General features: G+C 62.3%; 16 protein-coding genes and 1 pseudogene. 8 read left to right on the top strand and 9 right to left on the bottom strand.

The window, feature by feature from the left end; all coding sequences use genetic code 11:
* Window positions 1-128: 128 nt before the first annotated feature.
* Window positions 129-437: a hypothetical protein gene (locus D5400_RS15050; protein ID WP_126010756.1), complete on the bottom strand. Its 309-nt coding sequence runs from the start codon at window positions 435-437 to the stop codon at window positions 129-131.
* Between the two features lie 31 nt (window positions 438-468).
* Between D5400_RS15050 and D5400_RS21220 the strand changes: the two genes are divergently transcribed.
* Window positions 469-639 carry a hypothetical protein gene (locus tag D5400_RS21220; RefSeq protein ID WP_164527906.1) on the top strand — a complete coding sequence of 57 codons (171 nt, stop codon included), beginning with the start codon at window positions 469-471 and terminating at the stop codon, window positions 637-639.
* 20 nt (window positions 640-659) lie between these two features.
* Here D5400_RS21220 and uvrC read toward each other — a convergent pair whose 3' ends face one another.
* Together uvrC and D5400_RS15040 are read right to left on the bottom strand one after the other, a co-directional pair.
* Window positions 660-2,693 (bottom strand): excinuclease ABC subunit UvrC, encoded by a 2,034-nt coding sequence (gene uvrC, locus D5400_RS15045; protein ID WP_126013361.1) that lies wholly within the window; start codon window positions 2,691-2,693, stop codon window positions 660-662.
* Window positions 2,694-2,837: 144 nt separating this feature from the next.
* A pseudogene (locus D5400_RS15040) lies at window positions 2,838-3,641 on the bottom strand (SDR family oxidoreductase).
* A 388-nt stretch (window positions 3,642-4,029) separates the two neighbouring features.
* Between D5400_RS15040 and D5400_RS15035 the strand changes: the two are divergent.
* A complete protein-coding gene (locus tag D5400_RS15035; protein ID WP_126010755.1) occupies window positions 4,030-4,620 on the top strand; it encodes an outer membrane protein in 591 nt (196 codons plus the stop codon).
* Between the two features lie 105 nt (window positions 4,621-4,725).
* Here D5400_RS15035 and D5400_RS15030 read toward each other — a convergent pair whose 3' ends face one another.
* From D5400_RS15030 to D5400_RS15015, 4 genes are all read right to left on the bottom strand, one after another.
* Complete coding sequence (locus D5400_RS15030; RefSeq protein ID WP_245451567.1) at window positions 4,726-5,271, bottom strand: glutathione S-transferase family protein; 546 nt, start codon at window positions 5,269-5,271, stop codon at window positions 4,726-4,728.
* Window positions 5,272-5,351: 80 nt separating this feature from the next.
* Entirely contained in the window at window positions 5,352-5,930 is a 579-nt protein-coding gene (locus D5400_RS15025) for a ribonuclease T2 family protein (protein WP_342635444.1), read from the bottom strand.
* Window positions 5,931-6,001: 71 nt separating this feature from the next.
* On the bottom strand, window positions 6,002-6,439 hold the full coding sequence (locus D5400_RS15020) for a hypothetical protein (protein ID WP_126010752.1): 438 nt from the start codon (window positions 6,437-6,439) through the stop codon (window positions 6,002-6,004).
* 97 nt (window positions 6,440-6,536) lie between these two features.
* Window positions 6,537-7,403: a 23S rRNA (adenine(2030)-N(6))-methyltransferase RlmJ gene (locus tag D5400_RS15015; RefSeq protein ID WP_126010751.1), complete on the bottom strand. Its 867-nt coding sequence runs from the start codon at window positions 7,401-7,403 to the stop codon at window positions 6,537-6,539.
* Window positions 7,404-7,484: 81 nt separating this feature from the next.
* Between D5400_RS15015 and D5400_RS15010 the strand changes: the two genes are divergently transcribed.
* Entirely contained in the window at window positions 7,485-9,617 is a 2,133-nt protein-coding gene (locus D5400_RS15010) for a molybdopterin-containing oxidoreductase family protein (protein ID WP_126010750.1), read from the top strand.
* Window positions 9,618-9,629: 12 nt separating this feature from the next.
* Here D5400_RS15010 and purN read toward each other — a convergent pair whose 3' ends face one another.
* Together purN and purM are read right to left on the bottom strand one after the other, a co-directional pair.
* The gene (gene purN / locus D5400_RS15005; RefSeq protein WP_126010749.1) at window positions 9,630-10,310 is read right to left on the bottom strand and encodes a phosphoribosylglycinamide formyltransferase; all 681 of its coding nucleotides are present in this window, start codon (window positions 10,308-10,310) and stop codon (window positions 9,630-9,632) included.
* A complete protein-coding gene (gene purM, locus D5400_RS15000) occupies window positions 10,307-11,383 on the bottom strand; it encodes a phosphoribosylformylglycinamidine cyclo-ligase (RefSeq protein WP_126013358.1) in 1,077 nt (358 codons plus the stop codon). Before purM ends, purN begins: the two co-directional genes overlap by 4 nt.
* Before the next feature lie 197 nt (window positions 11,384-11,580).
* Between purM and D5400_RS14995 the strand changes: the two genes are divergently transcribed.
* From D5400_RS14995 to ppx, 5 genes are all read left to right on the top strand, one after another.
* Window positions 11,581-12,114 (top strand): CDP-alcohol phosphatidyltransferase family protein, encoded by a 534-nt coding sequence (locus D5400_RS14995; RefSeq protein ID WP_126010748.1) that lies wholly within the window; start codon window positions 11,581-11,583, stop codon window positions 12,112-12,114.
* 109 nt (window positions 12,115-12,223) lie between these two features.
* Window positions 12,224-13,357, top strand: a complete 1,134-nt coding sequence (locus D5400_RS14990; RefSeq protein WP_126010747.1) for an AI-2E family transporter — start codon at window positions 12,224-12,226, stop codon at window positions 13,355-13,357.
* Between the two features lie 3 nt (window positions 13,358-13,360).
* Window positions 13,361-14,068, top strand: a complete 708-nt coding sequence (gene hdaA, locus D5400_RS14985) for a DnaA regulatory inactivator HdaA (protein WP_126010746.1) — start codon at window positions 13,361-13,363, stop codon at window positions 14,066-14,068.
* Between the two features lie 178 nt (window positions 14,069-14,246).
* The gene (locus tag D5400_RS14980; RefSeq protein ID WP_342635472.1) at window positions 14,247-16,394 is read left to right on the top strand and encodes an RNA degradosome polyphosphate kinase; all 2,148 of its coding nucleotides are present in this window, start codon (window positions 14,247-14,249) and stop codon (window positions 16,392-16,394) included.
* 8 nt (window positions 16,395-16,402) lie between these two features.
* Complete coding sequence (gene ppx / locus D5400_RS14975) at window positions 16,403-17,923, top strand: exopolyphosphatase (RefSeq protein ID WP_126010744.1); 1,521 nt, start codon at window positions 16,403-16,405, stop codon at window positions 17,921-17,923.
* The last annotated feature ends 54 nt before the right edge of the window (window positions 17,924-17,977 follow it).

Here is a 17,977-nt window from a genome sequence, read left to right as displayed (position 1 = left end):
ATGAATCATAGGTAACCGGACTGGCCGCATTTCAAACGATTGTTTCGCCGGTTTCTAAAGAAGAACTCGCTAAACACCCGCCCGATCGATCTGACATGGAGAATAGTAATGATCGGAGCTCTTATCGGCTACAGGCAGCCACAGGCTTCATCGTCGCAGCAATCGTCCCCACCTTCACAGTCCGCCAACGCATCGACGCAGACTTCTGGCTCCTCCGCCCCCTCGACGGTGAGCAGCGGAGGCTCGGCGCCGGCTGCATCCTCGACGACTGCCGGTGCATCCACGACGCCGTCGTCCACATCTTCGACGAGAGCGGCGGCCACCTCGTCATCGGCGCCGGCTGGAAGGCCGCTGGAGAGCACCTCCGCCGCGTCATCAAGGGGCAGTGGGCAGGGTGCGTCCGGCGCATCGAGCACGGTCGTAGAACGCAGCCTCACCAGGCTTGAGCCGCTACCTACCGAACAAACCGTGCGGGATCCCCGTGCTGCAGCTCTTGCCGTGCTTGAAGCCATGCGGCTTGACAGCATGATCGGCGGCCTCGGCCAGGCAGGCGACGTTGATGCCGGAGCGAAAGACGACGGTTTCCAGGCACTGGTTGCCAAGCAGAGCGAGATCGCGCGCCGCTACGCCGAGTTCTGATGCTGAAAAAGCTTCCGGCGCTACCGGGCGCCGGAAGCATCCGGGTGAAAGTGGTTGTAGATCGAGATCGCCATCGCTTCGGAGATCCCGTCGACTGCGCGCAGATCCGTCAGCGCCGCGCGCGAAACAGCCTTGGCCGTCCCGAAATGATGAAGCAGCGCGCGCTTGCGCGCCGGGCCGATGCCGCCGATCTCGTCCAGCGGGTTCTTCACCATCTCCTTCTTGCGCCGCTGGCGGTGCGAGCCGATGGCGAAGCGATGCGCCTCGTCGCGCAGTCGCTGCAGAAAATAAAGCACCGGGTCACGCGGCGGCAGGGTGAAGGGCTGCTTGCCCTCCATGAAGAATCGCTCGCGCCCGGCCTCACGATCCATCCCCTTGGCAACGCCGATCGCCGTCACCTTGTCCCTGATGCCGAGCGAGTCCAGAATTTCCCGCACGGCCGTCATCTGTCCCTGGCCACCATCGATGAGGATGAGATCAGGCCACGCGGGTAGCGGCGCATCAGTGTCGTCGTCACCCGACGACTGGTCCGTGGCGCTTTCCAGCGGATGCTCCTTGATCAACCGTGAGAAGCGCCGCTCCATCACCTCTCGCATCATGCCAAAGTCGTCGCCCGGCGTGATGTCGGTCGAGCGGATGTTGAACTTGCGGTAGTGGTTCTTCGCAAAACCCTCGGGGCCGGCGACGATCATCGCGCCTACGGCGTTGGTGCCCATGATGTGGGAGTTGTCGTAGACCTCGACCCGGCGCGGCTTGCGCTCAAGTCCGAATGTTTCCTGAATGCCCTGCAGCAACCGGGCTTGCGAGGCCGTTTCCGCAATCTGCCGGCCGTGGGCTTCTCGGGCGTTGCTGAGCGCGTGGTCCACGAGCTCCTTCTTCTCCCCACGCTGCGGCACCGAGATCGCGATCTTGCGCTCGCCCTTGAGCGACAATGCTTCCGCGATCAGCGATTGCTCCTCGACTTCTTCGGACAGCAGGATCTGCTTCGGGATCGGCTTGTCGTCGTAGAACTGGGACATGAACGCCCCGAGGATCTCGCCGGCGGAAAGCTGCGGGTCGGCCTTCGGAAAATAAGCCCGGTTGCCCCAGTTCTGGCCGGTGCGAAAGAAGAACACCTGGATGCAGGCCAGCCCGCCTGCGAGATGGATGGCGAAGACATCCGCCTCGTCGACGGAGCGGGGGTTGATGCCCTGGTGGCTCTGCACATGGCTGAGCGCCGACAGACGGTCGCGGAACACGGCCGCGCGCTCGAAGTCGAGATCTTCCGATGCCTGCTGCATGGCCTGCGAGATGTGCGACTTCACCTTCTGGCTCTTGCCGGAAAGAAAATCCTCCGCTTCCTGCACGAGCTCGGCGTAGTCCGGCAGGCTGATCTCGCCGGTGCAAGGGCCCGAGCATCGCTTGATCTGGTAGAGCAGGCACGGCCGTGTCCGGCCTTCATAAACCGAATCCGTGCAGGTTCTGAGCAGGAATGCGCGCTGCAGTGCGTTGATCGTACGGCCGACCGCGCCCGCCGATGCGAACGGCCCGAAATACTCGCCTTTGCGCGCACGCGCGCCGCGGTGCTTGAAGATGGCCGGTGCCGGGTGATCCCCGGTCACCAGAATATAGGGAAACGACTTGTCGTCCCGCAGCAACACATTGAAACGCGGCCGCAAGCGCTTGATCAGATTCGCTTCCAGCAGAAGCGCTTCTGTTTCGGTTCGGGTGGTGACGAATTCCATATGCGCGGTTTCGCGCACCATGCGGGCGATGCGGTTGGAATGGACGCGGCCCTGGGCATAGTTCGCGACACGCTTCTTCAGGCTGCGCGCCTTGCCGACATAGAGAACGTCGCCCTTGGCGTTGAACATCCGGTACACGCCAGGCCCGTTCGGCAGCCGCTTGACGAATGCCTGGATGACATCAGGCCCCTGCAGCCCCGGCTCCGGCTTGGTCAACGCCTCCCAGTCGATCGCGGGGCCACTTTCCTGCGCAACCGCTTCGACCTCATCCGTCTCCGTGTCGCTGTCCTCGTCGGGAAGGGAATCAGGCGAGATATCCGCATCCGCGATCGTCGAAAAATCGAGCGCATCCACGTCGATCCCGATGTCTTCCGCGGCATGCGCGGCGACAACCCACGCGCAGCCCTGCGTTTGAACAGGTTGCGCGGCGCGGACTTCTTGGCTGGCTCCTCGGTCACAATGGCACTCTGTCTGTTATTCCCTGGCGTTCACGACGTCCGGCGTTTCCCATGCGAGATGCTGGCCACCGTCGAGCGCGATCATCTGGCCCGTAATGGACGGCGTGTCGAACAGATAGCGGATTGTGCGACCGAAATCAGGCAGATCCGGGCCGTATCCCAAGGGAACGCTCTTCGTCTGGCGGCAAAGTCCGCCGTGTCCTGCCGCTCATTGGCAAGCGTCGGGCCGGGACCGATGGCGTTGACGCGAATCCCGCGCGGCGCAAAAGCCTGTGCCATGGTCTGCGTGGCGGTCCACAGCGCCGATTTGGACAGCGTGTAGGAAAAGAATCGCGGCGTGAGCGCCCACACCCGCTGGTCGATGATGTTGACGATGAGACCGCCATTGTTCCCGGCGCTTGCCGGCGAAAGCTGCCGAGATCGCCAAAGGCGCTTTGACATGCACGGCGAAGTGGCGGTCGAAGAGGGTCTCGTCGAAACGCTCCGCCTCATCGGACAAGAAAACCGAGGCATTATTGACGACGACGCCGATCGGCCCGATGGCAGCTTGCGCTTTGTGAAGGAGTTCACCCGCCTCAAACGGTACTTCCAAGTTGGCCGTGAGTGCGGCAGCCCACTGCCCCATTCTGCCTTAATGTGGCAGCGAGTGCTTCAGCATCCTCTACGTTGCTGTTGGCGTGTATCGCTACGGCCGAAGCCGGCGTTCTGCCAGATCTCTGGCGATAGCGCGGCCTATTCGTCGTGCAGCGCCTGTGACCAGCACGGCCTTGGGGGGATGACTGTCATGAAGTTCTCGGCGACCCCGCGCGGAGCCCTGAATTCCAAGGGGTTCCGGCAAATTGTGTGATTATGTTGCAACAGTGCGGATATAGAAAATCGGGGCCAGGAACAAAGGGCCGCGCAGGCTTTTTATCGGCGGTCGCATGAGTGTGGAATTCGAGACGACGGCTCCTGTTGCATAATTGCAGCACCGCAAGGTGATTGGAGGCTGGCCACTGAATCTCCACATTCCGGCTTTAGACGCCGCCGCATTCGAGGGTCATTCAGGCCCTGCTAGGGCGGGGCAAGAACGATAAACGTCCACCCGTTCGCCATGCGATCGGAAATTGTATTAGGAGAAGTAAAATGCGTGCACTTAAATTGGCTGGTCTGGCCACGGCAATGGTTCTTCTCCGCTTACGGCTGGCGCCTTTGCAGCCGACGCCATCATGGCTCCGCCGTCCCCGCCGCCGGCAGCAGCGCCAGTTCAAGCTGCACCTGTGCAGCTCTGGACCGGTCCTTACGCCGGTGTGTTCCTGGGCTACAACTGGGGTGACCACGAAGACATCGTCGGCGACGATTCCGACGGCATCTCCGGCGGCGCATACGCTGGTTACAACTACCAGTTCGACAACTTCGTCGTCGGTGCTGAAGCCGATCTCGGCTACTCCGACGTCAGCGGCACGGGCGTAGCGACCGTCACCGGCGGCGTGCCTGGTGTTCGCGAAGGCGAAGTCGGTCTGTTCGGTTCGGTCCGTGCACGTGCCGGTGTGGCCTTCAACCCGTTCCTCATCTACGCAACGGGCGGTGTGGCTGTAGCTGACATCGAGTACAACCAGTTCGACGGCAGCGACTCCTCCACGGCAGTCGGCTACACCGTTGGTGGTGGCGTCGAAGGCATGGTCACCGACAACATCACGGCTCGTCTCGAGTACCGTTACACCGACTACGGCAGCGACGACTACAACATCAACGGCAACTCGTTCTCGTCGGCTTACGACGAGCACAGCGTCCGCGCTGGTGTAGGCTTCAAGTTCTAAGCCGATCGATTGAAACTGCTTTCGGGCGGTTAGAAAGCCGGGGTGCCTTGCGCGCCCCGGCTTTTTCTTTTGCCGTCGAGGGGATTGCCGAGGAAGAAGTCGCCGTTACTGCGGCTTCAGCCGCGCATAGTCGGCAAAGAACGTCTCGAACTTCTTGGGCCAGTTCTTCAGCTTCGGCCGGCCGCGCTCCCACTTTCCTTCGAAACGCAGTGACAGGTAGCCAAGCAGAGCTGCGAGCGCGAAATGGCCGCCATTCAGCGACTTGGTCGTGCGCGGCAGGTTCGCTTCGAGATGATCGAGCGCCCGCTCCACCTTCTTCCACTGCTTGTCGATCCACTCCTGGTGCACCTTTTCCTCGGGGCGGAAGCGACGCTCATAGACCATGGCGAGCAGGCAATCGCAGGTACCGTCGCAAAGCGCTTCCAGCACGTCCACCTCGGTGCGCTTTGCCGGATTGCGCGGATAGAGCTTGCGCCCGGTCTCACGGTCGATGAACTGCATGATCGCGCGGCTGTCGAACACGGCATTGCCGTCGTCGGTCAGGAGCAGGGGGATCTTGCCGAGCGGGTTGTTGGCGACGAGTTCGGCCGGTTCCGCATTCGTGTCGGTCAGCACGCTTTCGAAGGACAAGCCCGCATAGGTCGCGGCCATGCGCACTTTGGCCGAATAGGGCGAGGCGGGTGAAACGAGGATACGCAAGGGCAAACGTCCTTCTTCTGGATATGGAAAGGCTACCTTGCCGGCACTTCGATGAGGCGCTGGCGGCAGCCGCGGGCATCGACCTCGCGGCACGCGCGAAAATCGAGATCTTTGGTAAGGCAGATGCGGACTTCGTCCAGCGCGCCGGCTGAACAGGTCGCCGCGATACCATCCTCGGACAGTCCGGGATTGGCATCGAGAAAGGCTGTCTCGACTTCCGCAGGCGAGAGGCTGATCGGGCCGCGCCCATCGAGCTCGTCTGGAATCTGGATCCGCTCATACGCGTCGCGGGTAAGCTCCAGATATTCCTCGGGAGATAGTCCCGTGCAGGAGCCATGCTTGCGCCATTGATGGCCGATTAGGCCCATGCTCGGCATGATGTCGAAATAGTCTTGTCCGAGTTCGCGTGGAACGCGGTCGTCATGGCGGGTTTCGCAGAATTCGGGAAAGCCTTGCTCATATTGCGGCCAGAGGCCGTGCACGATGAAGCCGAAATCGGCATTCGATCCGCATTGCTGACGATTGTCGCGACCGTCGAGCGCGCAGAATGTCGGGGACCAGGAGAGAGACAGGACGTAGAAGTCGAAGTCGCCCGCACGATCCTGAGCCACTGCCGGTGCGAGCGGCAGTACTGCGGCAAAGAGTGCAGCGTGGAGGGCGTGTCGGAGCGAAGAGGCGGGCCTCACCGCAGAGACGCGCAGGTCGCTCCATAGACATAGAGCGGGTCGAGGCCGGCAACGCAGGATTCGACGTTGTCGCCGATCGCGCCAGCAAAGCCCATGTCGGTCTCGATGAGATACCAGGTCGTCCGGGTCGTGTTGTCGTTGAGATTGGCCGTTGCACGGCAATAATGGCGCTCGATCAGGTTGCGCTCAGTACGCGGCTCATAGCGCGTATAGGTGATGTTGGAGAAATCGTTGATCGAGAGACCGCGCTTCAAGAGATTGGCATCGGCATAATCGAAGCGCTCGACGACGCGCGTCAGCACCTTGTGCTCGTTGCAGATCGTGACCGGCGCGGCGACCGCGGCAGGTCCCATCAGATAGTCGGCGGCGCTGGCCGGGATGGACGCCGTCGCAACGGTGAGAAGCGCAAGAGCGCATGTGGCGACAGACTTCATCGAGGCAAACTCCTGAACGATTTGCAATTTTGGCGAAGAATGGTTGCGGCCATGCCACGCGTCAAGGCGAAAGCGCGGTCGAAGAGCCGTTTTCGCGTCACTGTTGCGGGCTTGCCGTCACCGGCTGAAGCCGTTTTAAGCGGAAACCGGCCCCGTCACCTTCGGCCAGAACATTCGTCAACCACGGCAGCAGCGCATCCAGTTCGCCTTCGAGCGTGAAAGGCGGGTTGACGATGACGAGGCCGGAGCCGTTGAGGCCCTTTTCGGTTCGTGGATCGCGCACCCAGAGTTCCGCGCACAGCACGTCTTCCATGCCGAGCGCTTCGATCCGGCGGTGAAACGCTTCGACGGCCGCATCCTCCTTCAGCGGATACCACAGGCAATAGGTGCCGCCGCGCCACCGCCGGAGGGCGCGGGCAAGACCATCGGTCATGCGCTCGAATTCGCCATCCTGTTCGAAGGGCGGATCGATCAGCACGAGGCCGCGCTTTTCCTTGGGCGGCACATGGGCGCCCAGTGCCAACCAGCCATCGAGCGCAATGACGCGCGTCTGGAAATCGCCGGCAAAGACCGATCGCAAGGTCTCGGCATCCAAGGGGTGCAACTCGATCGCCGACAGCCTGTCCTGCGGTCGAAAGAGCATGCGTGCGATTTTCGGCGAGCCGGGATAGTGCGTGACGCCGCTTTTCGGGTTCAAAGCACGCACCTGGTCGAGATAGGGCGCGATCAGCGGGGCGATCTCGGCAGGCACATCCGCATCGAGAAGGCGGCCGATGCCGCCGATCCACTCGCCGGTTCGCTGCGCTTCGTCGGAAGTGAGATCATAGAGCCCGATGCCCGCATGGGTATCGATGACGCGAAAAGCCTTGTCCTTGCCCTTCAGATACGCGACCAGCCGCGCAAGCACGATGTGCTTGAGGACATCGGCGAAATTGCCGGCGTGGTAGATGTGACGGTAATTCATGGGCGCGTTCTAAAGCGATCGAGATGCATGCGTCACGGGAATTGTTTGGTCCCGTTCCCCGCATCGCATTATAGAGAAGGCATGAACGAAGCGAGCCCCATCACCGCCGGCCGGGTCAAGTCTGCGATCCGCATCGGCCATTCCGCCTGTCCTCACGACTGCCCGTCCACCTGCGCGCTCGAAGTCGAGCTTCTCGACAACGGCACCATCGGGCGCGTGCGCGGCGATCCAGCGAACTCCTACACGGCCGGCGTCATCTGCGCCAAGGTCGCGCGCTACGCCGAGCGCATCCATCACCCAGACCGCCTGTTGAAGCCGCTTCGGCGGATTGGCGCGAAGGGCGAGGGCCGCTGGCAGGAGATCGGTTTCGACGATGCGCTCGACATCGTTGCCGAGAAGTTCCTCGAAGCCGAAAGCCGCTACGGTGCCGAGGCGGTCTGGCCGTATTTTTACGCCGGAACGATGGGCCTGGTTCAGCGCGATTCCATCAACCGGCTGCGCCACGCGCGCAATTACTCCGGCCAGTTCGATTCGATCTGCACCAACATGGCCTGGACCGGCTGGGTCATGGGAACCGGCCGGCTCGTGGGCCCCGACCCGCGCGAGATGGCCGTGTCGGACTGCGTCGTGATCTGGGGAACCAACGTGGTCTCCACGCAGGTCAACGTGATGACCCACGCGGTGCGCGCCCGCAAGGAGCGCGGTGCCAAGATCGTTGTCGTCGACGTCTACGACAATCCGACGATGAAGCAGGCGGACGTCAAGCTGATCCTGAAGCCCGGTACGGATGGCGCACTCGCTTGCGCCGTGATGCACGTGCTGTTCCGCGAGGGCCTTGCCGATCGCGCCTATCTGGAGCGCCACACCGACGACCCGGCCGGGCTCGAGCGGCACCTCGCCACCCGCACGCCGGAATGGGCTGCAGCGATCACTGGGCTCTCCGTTGCCGAAATCGAATCGTTTGCGCGGCTCGTCGGCACGACCAAGCGGACCTTCTTCCGGTTGGGCTACGGTTTCACCCGTTCGCGAAACGGTGCGGTCAACATGCACGCGGCCCTGTCGATCGCCGCCGTCACCGGCGCCTGGCAATATGAGGGGGGCGGTGCCTTCCATTCCAACAGCGACATCTTCGGCCTCGACAAGACCGAGATCATGGGCCTCGATTTTAAGGACCATGGGGTGCGGGCGCTCGACCAGTCGCAGATCGGCCGCGTCCTGACGGGCGATGCCGAGGCATTGCGCAACGGCCCGCCGGTCACGGCCATGATCGTGCAGAACACCAACCCGGTGAACGTCGCGCCCGAACAGCGTCTCGTCAAAGCCGGGTTTGCGCGCGACGATCTCTTCGTTGCCGTGCATGAGCATTTCATGACCGAGACGGCGGAAATGGCCGATATCGTGCTTCCCGCAACGATGTTCCTTGAACATGACGACATCTATCGCGGCGGGGGCCAGCAGCACATTTTGCTCGGGCCGAAGCTCGTCGATGCCCCGGAAGGGCCACGCACCAATCTCGAAGTGGTCTATGGACTCGCCGAGCGGCTGGGCGTTGCCGACGAGGTGCAAACCGGACTCGATGCGCGAACGCTTATCGACAACATGCTGAAAAAAGGCGGAAAGATCGGCTTCGACGCTCTCCGGGACGAGAAGTGGATCGACTGCCAACCGGACTTCGCCACCTCGCATTATCTCGATGGCTTCCACTGGCCGGACCGCAAGTTCCGGTTCAAGCCGGACTGGACGGGCACGGCTGCGCCGAACCGGCCGCCGGCGACCGTCGGTTCGCTCGGGCCGCATGAACGCCTGCCGGAATTTCCAGACCATGTCGACCTGATCGAAATTGCGGATGACGCGCACCCGTTCCGCCTCGCCACATCGCCAGCGCGCAACTTCCTGAACTCGACCTTTGCCGAGACGAAGGGATCGAAAACCCGCGAGGGCCGCCCCTCGGTTCTCGTCCATCCAGACGACGCGGCCGATCTGGAAATCGAAGAGGGCGATATCGTCCGTCTCGGTAACGAGCGCGGTGCGATCCGCCTTCACGCGCGCATCGATGCCGGCCTGAAGCGCGGCGTGCTCGTGGCGGAAGGCATCTGGCCGAACAAGGCGCATCTCGACGGCGAGGGCATCAATGTGCTGACGGGCGCCGATCCCGTTGCGCCTTACGGCGGCGCCGCCTTCCACGACAATCACGTCTGGATGGAAAAGGCCTGAGGTCGGACCCGCCTAACTTGTGGCGGGTTCCATCGCTGGCGAGATCAGCATGGCCGGATCGTCGCTGCGCTGCGCACCGGCCGTCAGAACCCGGCCGGCATCGTCAAGCCTGACGGCACCTGTCGCCACCAGCCGAAGGGCATGTGCATAGAGGCGGTGTTCGGCCGTGAGTACGCGCCCGGCAAGCGTCACGGCATCGTCCTGCGGGTCAACGGGCACCACCGCTTGCGCGATGATCGCACCTTCATCCATGCCTTCATTGACAAAATGGACGGTGCAGCCATGCACACGCACGCCGGCATCAATCGCACGTTGATGGGTATGGAGACCGGGAAACAGCGGCAGCAGGGAAGGATGGATGTTGAGGATGCGCCCATCATGCGGCCGGATGAAGTCTGCCGAAAGCAGCCGCATGTAGCCCGCAAGGCAGAGCAGGTCCGGCCTAATTTCCGCAAGCGCTGCAAGGATCGCAGCCTCATGCTCGGCCTTCGATCCGTAGCTCTTTCGCGCAAACACATGCGTCGGGATGCCCAAAGCCTCGGCCCTGGCGAGACCGCCAGCATCGGGCTTGTCGGAGATGACGGCGGCGATCTCGGCTGGGAAGTCCGGGGCTTCACACGCCTTTGCCAAGGCCAGCATGTTGGAGCCGCCGCCCGAAATGAAGGCGACGACGCGCTTGCGCGGCTCGCTCATAGACCGAGCTTGCCCTTATAGATGACGCCTGCACCATCGCTGCTGCGTGCACGAAGGCGCCCGAGCGGCACGACGATCTCGTCTGCTTCCGTCAGGGACTGGATGACCTGTGCGGCTTTGTCTTCGGCAACGACCACGATCATGCCGATCCCGCAATTGAAGGTGCGCAGCATCTCCTCGGGCGCGACGCCGCCTTCCTTGGCAAGCCAGGCAAAGAGCTCGGTGACCGGCATCTGACCGAGATCGATCTCGGCGGCAAGCGTCTTCGGCAGCACCCGCGGAATGTTTTCGGGAAATCCACCGCCGGTGATGTGGGCAAGGCCCTTGATCGCGCCGGTCTCGCGGATCGTCTTCAGGAGCGATTTCACGTAGATGCGCGTCGGCGTCATCACCGCGTCGGCAAGCGTGATTCCTTCGCCGAAGGGAACGGGCGCCGAATAGGAGAGCCCCGAGCGCTCCACGATGCGCCGCACCAGCGAATAGCCGTTGGAGTGCAGCCCGGAGGAGGCGAGACCAAGCACGATGTCGCCTTCCGCCATGTCGCCATGCGGCAGCAGCGTGCCGCGCTCCGCTGCACCGACGGCAAACCCTGCGAGATCATAGTCGCCCTTGGCATACATGCCAGGCATCTCAGCCGTTTCCCCGCCGATGAGCGCGCAACCTGCCTGCCGGCAGCCTTCTGCGATGCCGCTGACGATTGCCGCACCCTGATCTGGGTCGAGCTTGCCGGTCGCGAAATAGTCGAGGAAGAAGAGTGGCTCCGCGCCCTGAACTACGAGGTCGTTGACGCACATGGCGACGAGGTCGATCCCGACCGTCTCATGCTTGCCTGTCTCGATCGCAACCTTCAGCTTGGTGCCGACGCCGTCATTTGCAGCCACCAGCACGGGGTCGGTGAAACCGGCTGCCTTCAGGTCGAACAGCCCGCCGAACCCGCCGATCTCCCCGTCCGCACCTGGTCGGCGCGTGGAGCGGACCATCGGCTTGATCTTCTCGACCATCGCGTTTCCGGCATCGATGTCGACGCCCGCATCTGCATAGGTGAGCCCGTCCTGTTTCCCGGCCTCGGCCATGAGCGTCTCCTGATCAAGAAAGCTGTCCGCGATGGCGCGAGGCAATGCCATGTGGACCCCGCAAAGGCAAGTTTAAGCGGTGGCGACGGCCCTGTAATCCGCAGAAGAGATTGAACAATGCGCTTGAAAGAGGCTTGGAGGCCATGAACTGTGCTACCGAGCTGAACGCAAGCCATCTGTTTGGAAGCCAAGGCCGCATGACCATCCCCAACCTCATCACCGTCGCACGGCTGCTCTGTGTGCCGGCCCTGGTCTACGCGATGATCCTCGGCGAGCTGCAACTGGCGTTCGGTCTGTTCCTGGCGGCCGGAATTTCGGATGCGGTGGATGGCTTCATCGCGCGTCATTTCAACCAACGCTCCGAACTCGGAACCTATCTCGATCCGATCGCCGACAAGCTGCTCCTCGTGTCGGTCTTTGTAATGCTGACCTGGCTTGCGGTGTTGCCGCTCTGGTTTCTGATATTGGTGGCCTCGCGCGACATCCTGATCGTGGCGGCCGTGCTTCTGTCGTCGCTGATGGCGCAGCCGGTCACCGTGAAGCCAATCCTCGTCTCAAAAGCGACGACGGCGTTCCAGATCGGCCTGGCTCTGGTCGTACTCGGAGAACTGGCCTTTGATCTGAACCTCAGCGGCGTCGGCCACACGCTGCTGATCCTGACATCCGCCTTGACCGTCCTGTCCGCTGCGGCCTATCTCATTGACTGGCTGCGCCACATGTCCGACGACTGATGCGCGCCGCTGGACGAGGCTTCTGGACGCCTCGAAAAAGCGCCCATTTCAAAGTTGAAGGTCCAGCGTCCCGGTCTGACGGGGCAGTGTGGTTGCCGCGGAGACTGCCATGACGTTCGTTTTCAACCAGTCTTCCCTGCGCCGCCAGATCGTCTTCTGGCTCATCGCTCTCGCCGTGTTCATCGGCTTCATTTTTTTGTTCCGCAACGTGCTTTTGCCGTTCGTCGCAGGCATGGCGCTCGCCTATTTTCTTGATCCTGTCGCCGATCGGCTGCAGAGATTGGGTCTGAGCCGGCTGATGGCGACGGTCGTCATTCTTCTGTCCTTCCTGCTCGTTTTTGTCCTGATGCTGATCATCGTCATCCCGGTGCTCGTCGGCCAGGCCGTGGAGTTCGGCCAGAGACTGCCGGAATACATCACGCAGTTGCAGACGCTGATCACCACCGCCGACCAGGATCTGTTTCCCCCTTGGGTCGAGGATCAGATCGCCAATCTGAGGGAAAGCTTCGCTGGCCTGCTTTCGCAGGGCGCGGGATTGGTGGGCACGCTGGTTGCGCAGATCTGGACCTCGTCCATGGCGCTGATCAACGTGCTGGCGCTTCTGGTCGTCACGCCGGTGGTCGCCTTCTACATGTTGCTCGACTGGGATCGCATGGTGGACAAGGTCGACAGCTGGGTGCCGCGCGACCATGTCGAGGACGTGCGCGAGATCGCGCGCGACATGGATCTGGCGATCGCGGGCTTCGTGCGCGGGCAGGGCACCGTCTGCATCATCCTCGGTCTCTTCTATGCGATCGGGCTCAGCATGGTGGGACTGAACTTCGGGCTGCTCATCGGCATGTTTGCCGGTCTCATCAGCTTCATCCCCTATGTCGGCTCGCTGATCGGCCTCGTGCTGTCGATCGGTGTCGCGATCGTGCAGTTCTGGCCGGACTATTTCTGGGTGCTGACGGTGGCGGGCATCTTCTTTGCCGGGCAGTTTCTCGAAGGCAACATTCTCCAGCCGAAGCTCGTCGGTTCGTCCGTCGGTCTTCATCCCGTCTGGCTGATGTTTGCGCTGTTCGCGTTCGCGTCGCTGTTCGGGTTTCTCGGCATGATGATCGCTGTGCCGGCCGCGGCCGCAGTGGGTGTTCTGGTGCGCTTTGCCCTGAAGCGGTATCTTCAAAGCGATATGTTCGCGCCGTCGCTGACCGTTGAGAAGCCGACGCTCATCGAGCCGGGCCAGAGGCGCAAGCCGGAGTAGGCAATGGCCAGACGCACTAGTCTTCAGACCGGACGCGCCGAGCAACTGCCGCTCGAACTCGGCCATGCCGCAGCGCGCGGGCGCGAGGATCTGATCGTGTCCGACCCGCTCAGCGCCGCCATCGCGCTGATCGACCGTTGGCCAGACTGGCCGTCGCCCGTCGTCATCCTTTGCGGGCCTGCAGGCGCGGGCAAAACCCATCTGGCAGAGATCTGGCGCGAGCGGGCCGATGCGTCCGTGCTCGATCTGGCCGACAGCACGTCACGAGCCTTGGAGGCCGCCCGCACGCACCCGGTCATCCTCGAAGATGTCGACCGGAAGGCGATCGACGAGACGGCACTCTTCCACCTCATCAACGAGGTGCGATCTGCTGGAAGCTTCCTGATGATGACGAGCCGGCTCTGGCCTGCCGCCTGGCCGGTCTCGCTGCCCGATCTCAAATCGCGGCTGAAGGCGGCAACGGTCGTCGAGATCGGCGGGCCCGACGATGGACTTCTCGCCCAGGTGATCGTCAAACTGTTCGCCGACCGACAGATCGCGATCGATCCCAAGGTGGTCGATTATCTGGTGGCGCGCATGGAGCGCTCCTTCGATGCCGCTTCTTGGCTCGTCGCCGAGATGGACCGGGTCGCCTTGTCGCGCCGCGTACGCCTGACGACGAGCCTCGCGAGCGAGGTGTTGGTGAGATATCAGGACGATCGCGCCAGCTGATCAATTGGCCGAATGGCACTGTCATGCATTCTTCGCTAGATTTGGTTAGGTGCTCCGGAGAGGCCGGAACCGAAGAAAGTTGATGTGCATGACCGACGAACAGGACCACGCTGCAATAGCAGAGCCACTGGCTGTTGAGGCTCCGAAGCGCGAGCGGGATGAGGCGCCCGCGACCAGCCTGGATCCCGAGCTGTTTGAAAGCCCCAGCCGGTTCGTCAATCGCGAGTTCTCCTGGCTCCAGTTCAATCGCCGCGTCCTGCTGGAAACCAAAAATCTTGCTCATCCGCTTCTGGAGCGTGTGCGCTTTCTTTCGATCTCCGCTGCCAACCTGGACGAGTTCTTCATGGTGCGCGTGGCCGGTCTGGAGGGCCAGGTTCGCGAAGGGATCGGCAACCGTTCGCCCGATGGCCTGACGCCGCCCGAGCAGCTCGACATGATCCTGGCGGAAGTCGGCAAGCTGCAGATGGAGCAGCAGGCTTCGCTCGCCGATCTGCAAAATTATCTGGCGAAGGAAGACATCCACATCGTTCGCCCGGATCGGCTGGAGCCCGATGACAGGCCTTGGCTCGAAGACGAGTTCCTCCGTTCAATCTTCCCGGTTCTGACGCCGCTGTCGATCGATCCGGCGCATCCTTTCCCGTTCATTCCAAATCTTGGCTTCTCGATCGGTTTGCAGTTGGTAAGCAAGACCGGCCGCGATCCCATGACGGCGCTCTTGCGTATTCCAACGGCGCTCGACCGATTCATCCGCTTGCCGGATCAGGGCACGCGCATCCGTTACATCACCATGGAAGATGTCATCGGCCTCTTCATCGGCCGGCTCTTCCCCGGCTACGAGGTGAAAGGCTCCGGCACGTTCCGCATCATCCGCGACAGCGATATCGAAGTGGAGGAAGAGGCCGAAGATCTTGTTCGGCTTTTCGAAAGCGCGCTGAAGCGGCGTCGCCGTGGCTCGGTCATCCGCATCGAGTTCGACAGCGACATGCCGCGATCCCTGCGCCAGTTTGTCATCGACGAACTGAACGTTCCGGAAAACCGGGTCGCGCTCCTGCCGGGCTTTCTTGCGCTGAACACCATTTCGGAGATCGTGAAGGCGCCGCGCGACGATCTGCGTTTCGAACCGTACAATGCCCGCTTCCCAGAACGCGTGCGCGACCATGCCGGCGACTGCCTGGCAGCGATCCGCGAGAAGGATCTGGTCATCCACCACCCTTACGAATCGTTCGACGTCGTCGCCCAGTTCCTGTTCCAGGCCGCTCGTGACCCGAACGTTCTTGCAATTAAGCAAACGCTCTACCGGACGTCGAACGACAGTCCGATCGTGCGCGCCTTGATCGACGCTGCCGATGCCGGAAAGTCGGTGACGGCGCTTGTTGAACTGAAAGCACGTTTCGACGAGGAGGCGAATATTCGCTGGGCCCGAGATCTGGAGCGCGCCGGCGTTCAGGTGGTCTTCGGCTTCATCGAGCTGAAGACGCATGCCAAGATGTCGCTGGTCGTGCGCCGTGAGGAGAAGGGGTTGGTCAGCTACTGCCATCTCGGTACGGGCAACTATCACCCGGTCACGGCCAAGATCTATACGGATCTTTCCTTCTTCACCTGCAATCCGGCGATCGCCAAGGACGTTGCGAATGTCTTCAATTTCATCACCGGCTATGGTGAGCCGGAGGGTGACATGAAGCTCGCGGTTTCGCCGCTGACGCTGCGCCAGCGCATTTTGAGCCACATCGAAGGCGAGATCGCTCACGCAAGTGCTGGAAGACCGGCTGCCATCTGGATGAAGATGAACGCGCTCGTCGATCCGGAGATCATCGACGCGCTTTACCGGGCGAGCCAGACTGGCGTTGAAGTCGATCTGGTGATCCGCGGCATCTGCTGCCTGCGCCCGGGCGTGCCTGGCTTGTCCGAACGCATCCGGGTGAAATCAATCATCGGACGCTTCCTGGAGCACAGCCGCATCTTCTGTTTCGGCAATGGCGATGGCCTGCCGTCGGAACGCGCACTCGTCTATATCGGATCGGCAGACATGATGCCGCGCAATCTGGATCGGCGCGTCGAGACGCTCGTGCCGTTGACGAACAAGACCGTGCATGAACAGGTTCTGTCACAAATTATGCTCGGCAACCTTATTGATAACCAGCAGAGCTACAAGATATTGGAGGATGGGACGTCCAGCCGACAGGAGGCGCGTCCCGGCGAAGAGCCGTTCAATGCGCAGGTCTATTTCATGACGAACCCCAGCCTGTCCGGCCGAGGAGAAGCCCTGAACTCCAGCGCCCCGAAGCTGATAGCCGGTTGGATTTCCGGCAAGAAAAGCAGAAGCTAAAATATTGCATGGTTGAATCCGAAGCGCGTGGCCGTTTGCCCGGCATTCACCCGATATCGGTCATCGACATCGGGTCGAACTCTGTGCGTCTGGTTGTTTACGAAGGTCTTAGCCGCTCACCGACCGTCCTCTTCAACGAGAAGGTTCTCTGCGGGTTGGGTCGAGGCTTGGCTGAAACCGGCCGGATGGAAGAGACCGGTGTGGAGCGAGCGATCCTCGCTTTGCGCCGCTTTCGTGCCCTGTCGGATCAAGCGCGCGCGACCCGTATGCATGTGCTGGCGACTGCCGCTGCACGTGAGGCTGAAAACGGACCGGAATTCGTCAAGCGCGCCGAGGCGACGCTCGGAACCTCGATCCGCATCCTGACGGGCGAGGAAGAAGCGCTTTTCTCTGCATACGGCATCATATCCGGCTTCCATGCGCCGGACGGCATCGCCGGCGATCTTGGCGGCGGTTCGCTGGAGCTCGTCGACATCGTCGGCAACGAGATCAGCCGTGGCATGACGCTCCCGCTTGGCGGGCTGCGGCTCGCCGATACCGCGCACAGCAATCTCGATGAGGCGGCCACGATCGCAAAGCAGCAGATCGCGCGGGCGGACATGTTGACCGCCGGCCGCGACCGCACCTTCTATTGCGTTGGCGGCACGTGGCGAAACATTGCTCGTCTCCACATGGAAGCCACCGGTTACCCTCTGCACATGATGCAGAATTACGAGATCCCGTATGACACCGCGATGGCATTCCTGGACGCCATCGTTTCCGGCAAGCTTGCCAAGGATGATGCGATGCGGGTGGTCTCCAAGAGCCGCCGCGCGCTACTGCCCTACGGCGCCGTGACGCTCAAGGAAACGATCGAGCGGATGAAGCCGAAGACGGTCTGCTTCTCGGCTCTGGGCGTGCGAGAAGGCTATCTCTTTTCCCTGCTGAGCGAAGAGGAGAGGGCCCGGGATCCGCTGCTCACCGCTGCCCATGAACTCGCCGTGCTTCGCGCGCGTTCGCCCGAACATGCCCGCGAGCTTGCCGATTGGACGGGCGAGATCTTCTCCGTATTCGGCGTGGAAGAAACGCCGGAAGAAAGCCGCTACCGGCAGGCGGCCTGCCTCATGGCCGACATATCCTGGCGCGCCCATCCCGATTACCGCGGCCTGCAGGCGCTCAACATCATCGCCCACGGCTCCTTCACCGGCATCACCCATGCCGGCCGGGCCTATATCGCGCTCGCCAACTATTACCGCTTCGAGGGTCTGAACGACGACGGCGCAACGAGCCCGCTGGCCGCAATCGCGACTCCCCGGCTGCTGGAATGCGCCAAACTGCTCGGCGGCCTGCTGCGCGTGCTTTACCTCTTTTCCGCATCGATGCCGGGCGCGGTCCGGCGTCTATCGGTCGAAAAGGGGGAGGGGGAAAACGCACTCGTCTTCGTGGTCCCGGCCGATATGGCACACTTCGAAGGAGAGCGGCTGGAAGGCCGGCTGCAACAGCTCGCCAAACTCACCGGCCGCGATCTGAGCTTCCGGTTCTGTCACTGAGAAAGAAAAGCGGAGTTGATCAGTTCGTCTTGCGGTCGCTGAGCGCCGTCAAGA

Source organism: Georhizobium profundi, from assembly GCF_003952725.1.
Classification (GTDB): Bacteria; Pseudomonadota; Alphaproteobacteria; order Rhizobiales; family Rhizobiaceae; genus Georhizobium; species Georhizobium profundi.
The sequence above is the reverse complement of the archived record's forward strand: the minus strand, read 5'-3'. Positions and strand labels throughout refer to the sequence as shown.

Bases quoted from the DNA above. Each gene is read 5' to 3' on its own strand.
- D5400_RS15030 (WP_245451567.1), bottom strand. From the start codon at position 5,271: ATGGCCGCGACCTATGCGGGCTTGTCCTTCGAAAGCGTGCTGACCGAC.
- purM (WP_126013358.1), bottom strand. From the start codon at position 11,383: ATGGCCGAGGCCGGGAAACAGGACGGGCTCACCTATGCAGATGCGGGC.
- purN (WP_126010749.1), bottom strand. From the start codon at position 10,310: ATGAGCGAGCCGCGCAAGCGCGTCGTCGCCTTCATTTCGGGCGGCGGC.
- D5400_RS15010 (WP_126010750.1), top strand. From the start codon at position 7,485: ATGAACGAAGCGAGCCCCATCACCGCCGGCCGGGTCAAGTCTGCGATC.
- D5400_RS15020 (WP_126010752.1), bottom strand. From the start codon at position 6,439: ATGAAGTCTGTCGCCACATGCGCTCTTGCGCTTCTCACCGTTGCGACG.
- ppx (WP_126010744.1), top strand. From the start codon at position 16,403: ATGGTTGAATCCGAAGCGCGTGGCCGTTTGCCCGGCATTCACCCGATA.
- D5400_RS14990 (WP_126010747.1), top strand. From the start codon at position 12,224: ATGACGTTCGTTTTCAACCAGTCTTCCCTGCGCCGCCAGATCGTCTTC.
- D5400_RS15035 (WP_126010755.1), top strand. From the start codon at position 4,030: ATGGCTCCGCCGTCCCCGCCGCCGGCAGCAGCGCCAGTTCAAGCTGCA.
- D5400_RS15015 (WP_126010751.1), bottom strand. From the start codon at position 7,403: ATGAATTACCGTCACATCTACCACGCCGGCAATTTCGCCGATGTCCTC.
- hdaA (WP_126010746.1), top strand. From the start codon at position 13,361: ATGGCCAGACGCACTAGTCTTCAGACCGGACGCGCCGAGCAACTGCCG.
- D5400_RS14995 (WP_126010748.1), top strand. From the start codon at position 11,581: ATGACCATCCCCAACCTCATCACCGTCGCACGGCTGCTCTGTGTGCCG.